General features: G+C 72.3%; 7 protein-coding genes and 1 pseudogene. 5 read left to right on the forward strand and 3 right to left on the reverse strand.

All coding sequences use genetic code 11. The features are described 5' to 3' along the window. Positions 1 to 304 (reverse strand): annotated as a pseudogene (locus ABZS58_RS50205) (phospholipid carrier-dependent glycosyltransferase); the annotation flags it as partial. 29 nt (positions 305 to 333) lie between these two features. Here ABZS58_RS50205 and rsmI point away from each other — a divergent pair. After that, positions 334 to 1,167, forward strand: a complete 834-nt coding sequence (gene rsmI, locus ABZS58_RS50210) for a 16S rRNA (cytidine(1402)-2'-O)-methyltransferase (RefSeq protein ID WP_354791851.1) — start codon at positions 334 to 336, stop codon at positions 1,165 to 1,167. On the opposite strand, the gene ABZS58_RS50215 is transcribed toward rsmI, so the two are convergent. Then, positions 1,161 to 1,994 carry a hypothetical protein gene (locus tag ABZS58_RS50215; RefSeq protein ID WP_354791843.1) on the reverse strand — a complete coding sequence of 278 codons (834 nt, stop codon included), beginning with the start codon at positions 1,992 to 1,994 and terminating at the stop codon, positions 1,161 to 1,163. The genes rsmI and ABZS58_RS50215 overlap by 7 nt on opposite strands. A 108-nt stretch (positions 1,995 to 2,102) precedes the next feature. Here ABZS58_RS50215 and metG point away from each other — a divergent pair, with 108 nt between their 5' ends. After that, complete coding sequence (gene metG / locus ABZS58_RS50220) at positions 2,103 to 3,866, forward strand: methionine--tRNA ligase (RefSeq protein WP_354791844.1); 1,764 nt, start codon at positions 2,103 to 2,105, stop codon at positions 3,864 to 3,866. On the opposite strand, the gene ABZS58_RS50225 is transcribed toward metG, so the two are convergent. Continuing rightward, positions 3,863 to 6,112, reverse strand: coding sequence for a SpoIIE family protein phosphatase (locus ABZS58_RS50225; RefSeq protein ID WP_354791845.1), 2,250 nt, complete (start codon positions 6,110 to 6,112; stop codon positions 3,863 to 3,865). The two genes, metG and ABZS58_RS50225, sit on opposite strands and share 4 nt — an antisense overlap. A gap of 768 nt (positions 6,113 to 6,880) precedes the next feature. Between ABZS58_RS50225 and ABZS58_RS50230 the strand changes: the two genes are divergently transcribed. The 3 genes from ABZS58_RS50230 (at position 6,881) to ABZS58_RS50240 (ending at position 11,722) form a co-directional block, all read left to right on the forward strand. Next, positions 6,881 to 9,739: a LuxR C-terminal-related transcriptional regulator gene (locus tag ABZS58_RS50230; RefSeq protein WP_354791847.1), complete on the forward strand. Its 2,859-nt coding sequence runs from the start codon at positions 6,881 to 6,883 to the stop codon at positions 9,737 to 9,739. Positions 9,740 to 9,880: 141 nt separating this feature from the next. Then, positions 9,881 to 10,579: a PP2C family protein-serine/threonine phosphatase gene (locus ABZS58_RS50235; protein ID WP_354791848.1), complete on the forward strand. Its 699-nt coding sequence runs from the start codon at positions 9,881 to 9,883 to the stop codon at positions 10,577 to 10,579. Between the two features lie 267 nt (positions 10,580 to 10,846). After that, entirely contained in the window at positions 10,847 to 11,722 is an 876-nt protein-coding gene (locus ABZS58_RS50240; protein ID WP_354791850.1) for a hypothetical protein, read from the forward strand. The last annotated feature ends 128 nt before the right edge of the window (positions 11,723 to 11,850 follow it).

Genomic DNA, 11,850 nt, shown 5'->3' on the forward strand with positions numbered 1-11,850 from the left:
CCACGTATTGCGGGGTGTTGTCCTCCGGGTTCCACTCGACCCCGTGCTGCAGCAGGTCCCACGCCTCGTTCGCGTAGTAGACCTCGTCGAACACCGTCTCCTTCGGATGGGACAGGTTCACCATCCGCAGGAGCAGCGCGATGCCGGTGACCAGCACCGCCGCCAGCCAGAACGCGGGTGTGGCGGGTCCGGGACGGGCGAGCCGGCGACGCACCGCGTCGGCGACCGGGCGGGCAGTGCCGTCCAGGGACGGCCCCGCGGGCTGCTGCGGCGTCTCGCTTGCGTCGGTCAGCACCGAGGTCATTGCGCGATCGTAGGCGGTGGGATGCCACCATCGCACATGTGCCATTGATTCTCCTCGGAGCTCCGCTGGGCAATCCTGACGACGCCTCACCCCGGCTGCGGTCGGTCCTCGAGACCGCCGACGTCGTGGCCGCGGAGGACACCCGCAGGCTGGGGCGCCTCGCCCAGCACCTCGGCGTCACCATCGGCGGCCGGCTCGTAAGTTACTTCGAGGGCAACGAGGAGCGCCGCACCCCGGAGCTCGCCGACCTGCTCGCCGGCGGGGCGACCGTCGCCGTGGTCACCGACGGCGGCATGCCCAGCGTGTCCGACCCGGGATTCAGGCTGGTCCGTGCGGCGGTCGCGCTGGGTGTACCGGTGAGCGTCGCCCCCGGACCGAGCGCCGTCACCACCGCACTGGCGGTGTCGGGGCTGCCCTGCGACCGGTTCTGCTTCGAGGGCTTCCCGCCGCGCAAGCAGGGCGAGCGGCGCACGTATTTCGCCTCCCTGGCCGCCGAGCCGCGGACCCTGGTCTTCTTCGAGTCCCCGCACCGCGTCGGCGACACCATGCGCGACCTGGCCGCCGCCTTCGGCGCGGACCGCCCGGCGGCGCTGTGCCGCGAGCTGACCAAGACCTACGAGGAGATCCGCCGCGGCACCCTCGGCGAGCTGGCGCAGGACGCGGAGTCGGCGCGCGGCGAGATCACGCTCGTCGTCGGCGGCGCCCCTGCCGTCGCACAGGAGCGCCCGTCCGACGCGGCGCTGTCGGCCTCGGTCGCCGCGCTGGTCGCCGCCGGGGCCACGAAGAAGGACGCGATCAGCGAGGTCGCCACGAGACACGGCCTCCCCCGCCGTGAGGTCTACGCCGCCGCCCACGCTCAGTAGCAGCTGACCAGGACGCCCAGGCCGAGCACGACCGGGGCGGCGGTGGTGAGCGCGCAGGCGGCGAGGCGGGTGCGGAAGCGGCCCAGGCGACCGGCGCCGGTGGCCCAGCACAGGGCGGCGCCGCACAGCAGGATCAGCGCGAGCCCGACGGTCCAGCGCACCCGCAGCCCGGTCGGGTCGCCCGCGTACGCGATCCGCCCGCCGTCGCGCATCCGCGCGTCCAGCACGGTGCCGGGGGCGTCGTCGGCGCCGACGACCGGTACACCGGCGACCGCCGCACCATCGGCGGACTGGAACGTCGCGTAGCAGCGACGCAGGACCCCGTCGCCCGTGCAGCGGGTGACCTGCGCCCGGCCCGCCTCGCCCTGACCCATGTCGAGCCAGAACGGCTCCGCGCTGGTCCAGGCGAAGAAGCCGGCGAGCAGGGCGATGAGCAGCATCGCGGGCAGGCCGACGGCCGGGCTGCGGGGGCGCGGCACCTTGCGGGCCCGGCGCTTCGGCGGCGGCGAGGTGACGGCGGCGTCGCGGGGCCGGCGCATGGCGCGCATCGCGGGCGGCGGCCAGAGCTCCCCGGCGTCGGTCAGCCGCGCCGCCGTCTCCTCCAGGCGGACGGCGGCCAGCTGGAGGTGTTCGACGACCGCGGTGGCGCCGGCGTCGCGGGCGACCGGGTCGGGAGCGAACGGCACGAGGTCGGCGCCGGGCTCGTCGGGCGCGGGCGCCGGCGCCCTGACCGTGGTGGTGGTCGTGTCGGGCCACAGCGGGAAGGCGTCGGGAGCTTTCGGGGGGATTCCGGCGGCCTGGCCTCGCCACCACGCTTCTTCGGTCATCGGTTCATTGGACAACGGGCGATACCGGAGATTTAGGACGTCACCTAGCGTGTCGGGAGAAACTATCCGTTCGCCGAAGGTCCCCGCGGTTCACTACGCTTGCAGGTCATGAGTCGTGTTCTCGCCGCGGTCGCCTGGCCTTATGCCAACGGGCCGCGCCACATCGGTCACGTGTCCGGCTTCGGAGTGCCTTCCGACGTGTTCAGCCGCTACATGCGGATGGCCGGCCATGACGTGCTGATGGTCTCCGGCACCGACGAGCACGGCACCCCGATCCAGGTCCAGGCCGACGCCGAGGGAGTGACCCCGCGGGAGCTCGTCGACCGGTACAACCGCGTCATCGTCGAGGACCTGCGCGGACTCGGCCTCACGTATGACCTGTTCACCAGGACGACGACCGGCAACCATTACCAGGTCGTGCAGGAGCTCTTCCAGGGGCTGCACGACAACGGCTACATCATCGCCAGGACCACGCTCGGCGCCCGGTCGCCGTCGACGGGCCGGACGCTGCCGGACCGGTACATCGAGGGCACGTGCCCCATCTGCGGCTACGACAGCGCCCGTGGCGACCAGTGCGACAACTGCGGCAACCAGCTCGACCCGGACCAGCTCATCAACCCCCGGTCGAAGATCAACGGCGAGACGCCGGAGTTCGTGGAGACCGAGCACTTCTTCCTCGACCTGCCCGCCTTCGCCGAACAGCTCAACGCCTGGCTCGACACCCGCGACGGCTGGCGGCCCAACGTCCTGAAGTTCTCCCGCAACCTCATCGCCGACCTCCAGCCGCGCGCGATCACCCGCGACCTGGAGTGGGGCGTGCCGATCCCCCTGGACGGCTGGCGCGACCGCGGCGACAAGCGGATCTACGTCTGGTTCGACGCGGTCATCGGCTACCTGTCGGCGTCGATCGAGTGGGCCCGCCGCAGCGGCGACCCCGAGGCGTGGCGCAGGTGGTGGCAGGACCCGGACGCCGAGGCGTTCTACTTCATGGGCAAGGACAACATCGTCTTCCACTCGGTGATCTGGCCGTCGATCCTGCTGGGCTACTCCGGGCCCAAGCCGGGCTCGCTCGGCGCGCTCAACCTGCCGACCGAGGTCGTGTCGTCGGAGTACCTGACGATGGAGGGCAAAAAGTTCTCCTCCTCGCGCCGGGTCGTCATCTACGTGCGCGACTTCCTGGAGCGCTACGACGCCGACGCGCTGCGGTACTTCATCGCGGTCGCCGGTCCGGAGTCGACCGACACCGACTTCACCTGGTCGGAGTTCCGCCGCCGCAACAACGACGAGCTCGTCGCCGGCTGGGGGAACCTGGTCAACCGGTCGATCTCGATGGCCGCGAAGAACTTCGGGGAGATCCCGGCGGCGGGTGTGCTGACCAGTGAGGACACCGCGCTGCTGGAGGCGGTCCGCGCCGGGTTCGCCCAGGTCGGCGACCTGCTCGGCAGGCACCGGCAGAAGGCGGCGATCTCCGAGGCGATGCGCATCGTCGGCGAGGTCAACAAGTACTTCTCCGACCAGTCGCCGTGGAAGCTCAAGGACGACAAGGCCCGGATGGGCACCGTCCTGCACGTCGCGCTCCAGGCGGTGCGCGACTGCAACACGCTGCTCACGCCGTTCCTGCCGCACGCCGCGCAGCAGATCCACGAGCTGCTCGGCGGCACCGGCGTGCACGCGCCGATGCCGCGGATCGTCGACGTCGAGGACCTGGACAACGGCATCACGTATCCGATCCTGACCGGCGACTACACGACCGGCGCGACCTGGTCGCCGCAGGACATCGTGGCGGGCACCGCCCTCGCGGCGCCGACGCCGGTGTTCAAGAAGCTCGACGAGTCGATCGTCGAGGAGGAGCTGGCCCGGCTGCAGAGCTAGCGCGGGACCTCACGGGGGATCTCACGGGGGATCTCAGCCCAGACGATCTTGCCGTCGGCGACCGCGCGGGTGCCCCAGCGGTCCGAGCTGACGCGCACGATCTGCAGGCCGCGGTGGTGTTCGTCGTCGAAGGTGGGCTCGATCAGGAACGGCAGCCGGTTGTCCTGGTCGAGCACCTCGATCGCGATGTGCGCGGGCAGCAGGTGCAGGCGCAGCTCGACGTGGCGGGTGCGGGCGTGGGTCGCCGCGTTGGCGAAGAGCTCCGCGACGACCGCGACCACCGTGTCGGCGAGCTCCCCCGGCATGTCCCACCCGCGCACGGTGTCGCCGGCGAAGCGGCGTGCGGCCCGGCTCTCCGCCGCTGTCGCCGGGTATGTCGCGACCGCGGTCAGCGGCACCTCGGCCGGCGGCTGCCGGACGTAGAGCACCGCGATGTCGTCCTCGTGGTGGGCCGGGTCGACCATCCCCGCGACGAGGTCGTCGATCGCGCCCAGGGTCGGCCGCGGGTGCAGGGCGACGCGCGCCTGCAGGTCCGCGAGGCGGTCCTCGATGTTGCGGTCCCTGCGTTCGACGAGGCCGTCGGTGTACAGCAGCAGCGCCTCGCCGGGCGGCACCGCGACGACCTGTTCGGTGTACGGGAAGTCCTCGATCCCCAGCGGCGGCCCCACCGGTCCGGTCAGCAGCCGCGAAGGCTGACCGGCGAGGACCCCGATCGCCGGCGGGTGCCCGGCGTTGGCGTAGCTGAGCGTGCCGTGCACCAGGTCGTAGACCGCATACACGCACGTCGCCATCTGCGTGTCGAGGTCGGCCGCGAGCAGCGTGTTCAGCTGCCGCATCAGCTGCCCCGGGGAGAGGTCCAGCGATGCGTAGGAGCGGATCGCCGTGCGCAGCTGCCCCATGACCGCGGCTGCGCGGATGCCCTTGCCCATGACGTCGCCGACGACGAGCGCGACCCGCCCGGCGGACAGCGGCACCAGGTCGACCCAGTCGCCGCCGACCTCGACGCCCTTCGCGGCCGGCAGGTAGCGCGAGACGACCTCCAGCCCGGGCAGCTGCGGGATGCGGGGCAGCAGGCTGCGCTGCAGCTCGACGGCGGCGTTGCGCTGGCGCAGGTACATGCGGGCGTTGTCGAGCGCGACCGCGGCGTGCGCGGCGACGCCGACGGCCAGGCGCTCGTGCCGCTCGGTGAACCTGGCCGGACTCGGGTGGCCGAAGAAGAAGCCGCCGAGCACCTCGCCGGTGGAGGAGATGACGGGCACGGCGAGGTAGCTCACGACGGGCAGGTGCCCCTCGGGAACGCCGGCGTAGGGCTCGTTGTGCCCGTAGCGCGGGTCCTTGCGGATGTCGTCGCTGCGCATGTGCCCGACACCACGGAACGTCGGGTCGAACACCTCCGTGTTGCGGGGCATCGGGAACTTCGTGAACGCGTCCCGCGAGACCCCGGACAGCGTGTGGAGCTGGTAGGACTCGCCGAGTTCGTCGGTGACGTTGGAGAAGAACGAGCCGAACGCCGCGCCGGTGAGGCCGGTCGCGACGTCGGTGGCGCGCTGCACGACCCGGTCGACGTCGAGCTCCGAGGACAGGTCTGCGCCGACGGAGTGCAGCGCCTCGACGAGGCTGGTCTCCTCCCGCAGCCGGGCCTCCCGCTCGCGCAGCGCCTGCTGGCTGCGGCGGAGCCGGCCGGTGGCGTCCGCGAACTCGGCGATGGTCCGCTCCATGCGGGTCGCCTGCCGGTCCGAGGCCCGCTCCACGGCGCCGAGCAGGTCGCCGAGCGCCGCCTCGCGGCCGTCGGGGCCGGTGTCCTGGTGCGGCAGCAGGCCGATGCGGAGGTTGAGGCTGATCAGCTCGAACAGGTCGGCGGTCTGCTGGTCGAGCCTGACGGTGACGCCGGCGGTCAGCCGGTGACCGGCGCAGCCGACCGCGAGCACGGCCCGCACCGGATCGTCGTCGACCTCACGCAGCCGCACCCCGGCCGGGCCGGCCGGCCCGGCCGGCCCGGGCGCCGGGAAGCCGGGCGGGAGCGACGCGGGGGTGAAGGAGCCGGCGGTGACGGTGTCGCCGCCGGCGGCGAGGTGGACCCAGGCGAGGGCCGGCGGGCCGCCGTCGCCGTCGCGCATGCGGTCGCGGAGCAGGGCGGCGACGGCGCGCAGCGCTCCCGCGACGTCGTCCTGCGTCGCGGCGGCGGCCCGCACGTCGGTCCCGCAGCGCACGATCTCGCTCAGCGAGAGGCTGTTGAGGTCGTACACCGCACCTCCGGTCCCGGCACATTCACGGACGAACCATCCAAACCAACGACCCGGCGTCGGCGCAACGGCGGCACCGGTCACGGCGGCCACGCTGGGCGCCTGGAATGTACCCTATGCCGGATGCCATGGCATGCAACTTGCAGATTGGCATGCGTTTGAGTGAGAAGCCAGGCACCTATGAGGAGTGTTGCTGATGACACGGCTGTAATTATCCGTGAATATCATCGCAACCTCTGTCAATGCATGAGTACTTCCGGAAGATCAGATGAGTAGATCGCGTGTCGGCTCGCCGCCAACCACTGGAAGATGATCTTCACAGTCGTGCGGGACAGGTCCGGCACGGGTCGAAACGGGCCGTTCCGCACGCCCCGCGCGCCACCCCCGCGCGGTTTCGAAAGCGGGGCTCACGCTGTGTAGCCACAAGACGCTGCGTCACAACTGACACGGATAGCAAAACTAGACAAATTCCGCATGTCGCTGACACGATCGCGTACCCGGCGTACGGTAAGGCAATCCTACTAATTGAATTCTATCTATAAGTACAGCGTTCAACTTGACGATATTTGTCAATGTTTGTAGCGGTACAATCGACGCACGCGAATATGGGGCTCCCGTTGGGACGGGTCTGAGTTCTATGGTGTTCAGCATCAGTCGAACGACGATTTCCCACCCCAGGGAAGGGCCGACCAACACGTCAGAAACGCGTCTTCGGGAGTGACGGTGCAGACCAGCCATCACGGCGTTCCACGCGAGAGCACTCTTGACAAATTGGCGCACAACGACGCCGCCGAGCGGTTCCGTGTATGGGTCGCGCCGAGCCGGCCGATCGAGGCGCCCGCGGCCGAGCGCTGTGGCAGCACGCCCGAGCTGCCGGCGGTGCACCTGGTGCGGCAGCGACTCCTGGAGCAGCTCGACGCGGCTGTCTCGCACCCCGTCACCCTGCTCTGCGCGCCCACCGGCTGGGGCAAGACCGCCCTGGTGGCCTCCTGGATCCACGCGGGCCGCGCACCCGGTCGCGCCGCCTACGTCCGGTTCGAGGTCAACTGCGGCGCCGCGGCCTGGCGGCAGCTGACGAACGCCCTCGCCGCCGCCGGGATCGCCGTCGACCCGGCCACCTACGCGTGGAGCAACGCCCACCACCACGAGCGGGCCGTCATCGTCCTCGACGACCTGCACCACGTCACCAACCACACGGTGCTGCGCCGGCTCGAGCGGCTCATCACCCGCCTCGGCGACCGGATCAGCTTCCTCATCCTGGCCCGGACCGAGCCGCCGCTGTCGCTGTACCGCTGGCGTGTCCGCGGCCAGCTCAACGAGCTGCGCACGGATCACCTCGCCCTCACCCAGGACGAGGTCGCCGGCCTCGCCGACGGCTACGGGGTGCGCATTCCCCAGCACTTCCGCTACGCGCTGTGGCACGTCACCGAGGGCTGGCCCGCCGCGGTCGCTGTGATCCTGTCGGCGATGGTCGGCCGGCACGAGCCGGAGCGGCTGGTCACCGACATCATCCTCGGCGAGGCCGGGCGCAACGAGGAGGTCGGGCTCAGCGAGTACGTGCGGCGCGAGATCCTCCAGCACCTGGATCCCGAGATACGCGAGGTCATGCTGCGCACGTCCATCCTGGAGACGGTCTGCCCGGGCCTGGTCGAGGCGCTCACCGGCGGCCGCGGCGGCGCCCGGCTCCTGGCGCAGATGAGCCGCGCGAACGCGCTCGCGAACTTCTACGGCGGCTCGCACTCCTGGTACCGCTACCGCAGGCTGCTGCGGGCGATGCTGCGCGCCGAGCTGCGCACCACCCTGTCCTTCGCCGAGGAGCGGGCCCTGCACCGCGCCGCGTCCGGCTGGTACGCGGCGAACGGCCTGCCCAGCGACGCTCTGACGCACGCCATCGCGGGCGCCGACTGGGTCTCCACCGAGCGATTATTCCTGCAGTACTGGCCCGAGCTGGCCGGCTCCGGACCGCGGGCACTGACGACGCGGGACGGCCCGCAGCCGCCGCCGGACATCGCCGAGCGACCCATGCTCGCCTTCGCGCTCGCCATCTCGTGCCGTGACACCGGCGACCTGGCCGGTATGTCGGCGTTCATCAGGCTCGGCGAGCGCGGCCTCGGCGAGGCGCCGACCCCGCTGTCGGCCGAGCTCCTCGCGGCGATGCGGCTCGCGGAGGCCGTCGCCGCGGAGGACCCGGACCGCTCCCGCGAGGCGGCCGAGCGGCTGATGGAGCGCACCGGGGACGCGGCCGGCGAGCACGTCTACGCGGACTCGGCGGACGCGGCGCGGGCCGTGGCGCACCTGACCTTCGCCGGCGCGGCGGTGGCCGAAGGGCGGCTCGACGAGGCGGACGCGCAGGTGGACCTCGGCGCCGACCTGGCCCGCAAGTCCGGGTTCAACCTGCTCACCGTGCAGGCGAACCGCCTCCACGCGCTCGCGCACCTCAGCCGGGGACGGCTGTCGGCGGCGGCGGCCTACGCCCGGCGGGTCCTCGACAACTGCCGGGACGCGGGGATCGCCGAGTCGCGCAACATCAGCTACGCCCGGCTGGTGCTCGCCACCGTCTGCCGGGAGCGCGGCCAGCTCGACGAGGCCCGCTTCCACATCGAGGAGAGCGTCAACGCCAACGCCGTGCCCGACCCCAACGGGTGGGCGAGCGGGGCGATCGCCCTCGCGCTGCTGCTCTTCGACCGCGGCGACCACACCGGCGCGCTGGAGGCCCTCGAGCCGCTGCTGGACTCGCGGGTCGGTGCGATGCCACGCTTCGCCGACGTCACCGCACGGGCGCTGCACGCCGAGCTGTGCCTGCACGACGGCCGGATGGACCGGGCGCACGCGGTCATCGCCGAGGCGGTGCGGCACTGGCCCGGGGCCGACGAGCCGCTGCTGGCCCTCGGCCGTCTGCACCTGGCCGGCGGCCGGCCGGCCGCCGCCGCGCAGCTGGCCGAGCGGATCCTGGACGGCCGGCCCGGGTCGCTGGTCACCGTCGTGGCGGCCACGGTCCTGCTGGCGCAGGCGCTGCGGCAGCTCGGCGACGTGACCGCCGCGTCGGAGCAGCTCGACCACGCGCTGCGGCTGGCCGCCCCCGAGGGCATCCGCCGGCCGTTCCACGGGCACGCCGCCTGGATCTCGGAGCTCCTCGACGCGCCGCCGGGGCTCCCCCCGGCCCGCACGGGAGAGCCCGGACACGCTCCGGCGCTCCCCCCGGCCCTGGCCGGGGGGCCGGAGCATGGTCCGGCGCTCACGGAGCACGGTCCGGGGCTCCCCGAGCACGGTCCGGGGTTCGCCGCGCACGGTCCGGGGTTCGCCGAGCACGGTCCGGCCCTCACCCCCGCCTGGCCGCGCGAGCCCGAGCAGGGTGAGGAGCAGCGCGCGGCCGAGCCGGGGGGAGCACAGGCGGCGGGTCTCGCGGCGTGGAACGCGCCGGCGGGTGAGCCGATGGCCGACCCGCTCACCGAGAAGGAGGCGCAGGTGCTGCTCTACCTGCGCAGCATGCTCTCGGTCGCCGAGATCGCGGCCGTGCTCAGCGTGTCGACCAACACCGTCAAGACCCACATCCGGCACGTGTACCGCAAGCTCGGCGTCAGCCGGCGCCGGGACGCGGTGCGCCGGGCCCGGGAGCTGAGCCTGATCTGAGCCCTCACCCGGCCGTGTGGTGCGGGCCCCGCCGCCAACCACCCTTTCCGGGCGAGCCACCCACCCGGCCGTGAGGGCCACGATATGGGCGGTTGCCGGTGCTCCGGCCGGCGGCCGCCGAAGGCTCAGGGGTGTGACGTGGTGACGACGGCTGTTGCGGTCAATGGCGTACGGGTCGGCGTGCGGTATGCGGTGGCGGACACGATCGCCGGGGTCGGCGGTGACTGGTTCCTCGGGATCGCCCTGCCGGGTGGCGACGTGATGCTGGCCGTCGGCGACGTGATGGGCCACGGCCCCGACGCGGCCGCCACCATGCTGCAGCTGCGGGCGTCGATGACGTCCCTGGCCCTCGCCGGCGACGAGCCCGGCACGATCCTCACCGCGCTCAACCGGATGCTGTGCCGGCGCGGGACGACGGTGCTCGCGACCGCCGTGTGCGGCCGGTTCCGCCCCGCCGACCGGATGCTGGTCTGGGCCCGGGCGGGTCACCTGCCGATCCTGCGGGCCAACGCGGACGGCGTCGGGCCGCTGCGGCAGCCGCCCGGCATGGCGCTGGGCGTCGAGCCCGGCGCCGCGTATCCGCACGCCGCCGTGCGCGTCGAGCCCGGTGAGCTGCTGTTCATGTACACCGACGGCGTCGTCGAACGCCGCGACCAGGCCATCGACCAGGGCGTGCAGGGCCTCGCGGACGACGTGCGGGCCGCGATGCGCGCCTGGCCGCCGGACGAGCGCATGGACCGCGCCCTCGACGGCGCCTTCGACGTCGCCTCGGACAGGCCCTGGCGCGGCAACCCCGACGACGACGCCTGTCTGCTGGCCGCAGAGCCGGTGGCCGGATGACCCGGAACCTCACCCATCGAGGGTGATCCCTGATCACCCGCCTCGCTCGAATCATCTTCCCAGGCACGACGTGGACGTTCCGGGCGCGCGGGCGGCGCGTCCGGAACGGCCATCCGGGCCTGTTCCGGGGGGAACAGATAACAACGGGGGAGATAGGCCGTGCCGGTCCTGGTTTCGACCGGGGCCGGCACGGCCCGCATGTGTTTTCCGCGCTGTTTCCCAGATGAGACCGATTCAGCACACGGCAGAGGCAGGAGAGTACGGCGGATGGACAGCGGCGGCGGTGTGGTGAAGGAATGGACGACGTTCGGGACGACGATGCTCGCGCTCGTCGGCACATTGAATGTCTCGCAAGGACTGCTGGTGGGTTTCGCCAGCGGTGGTATCGGGTTCGACAGAAATGACGTGGCATTCACCAGCGCCACGACCTGGGCGACCGCGACGGTGACCCTCGGCGTGCTCCTCGGCGCCACCGGTGTCGCGCTGCGCGCCCGCAAGAGCAGCGCCCGGGCCGCCGCGGTCAGCATCGTGGCGCTGCACGCGATCTCGCAGCTGGCCATGCTCCGGGCGTACCCGGCGTGGTCGCTGCTGATGGTCACGCTCGACGTGATCATCCTGTTCGTCCTCACCGTGCCGAAGGGCAGGGCCGCCGATCCGGACGCCGAGCCGGCCGAGATGCCGGTCGCGTCGGTCACGAAGCTCGCGCTGCGGCGAAACAGCCGCAACGACCGGTACCGCGGCCGCCACAAGGCCGGCCGGCCGATCGTGCGCCACGAGGACGTGATCCTGGTGGACATCGTCGAGGAGCTGGAGCCCCACAGCGACATGGCCGGGGCGATGGAGCCGGACGTGGACGTCATCGACCTCGACTCGCCCCAGGCGTGGGTCCGCGCGGTCGGCCACGCCACCGTGCCGGTGCTGCTCGCCGAGCCGGTCGACGAGTCCTTCGTCCTCCCGGTCCAGCGCGCCTCGCTGGACCCGCTGATGGACCCGCTGCCGGTGCTCATGGCCGCGCAGGCCGACACCGCGATCATCGAGGGCGTGATGGTCGAGGACGACGAGGACGACGAGGACGAGCACGGGCACAGGCACGCCGTCGGGGAGCTGGCCGCGATCGGCGCTCGCCCGTACGTCGCGCAGTAGACGGACATCCCCACCGCCGACAGCGGCGGCGCGTTCCCCGCCAACTCCGCGTCCTGATCCCCATGATCGACCAGCGCGACCGAGTTCCACGGAACGAGCAGAAACCCATTCTCCGGGAATGCAGAGTC

The organism is Dactylosporangium sp. NPDC005555, from assembly GCF_040605635.1.
Taxonomy (GTDB): domain Bacteria; phylum Actinomycetota; class Actinomycetes; order Mycobacteriales; family Micromonosporaceae; genus Dactylosporangium.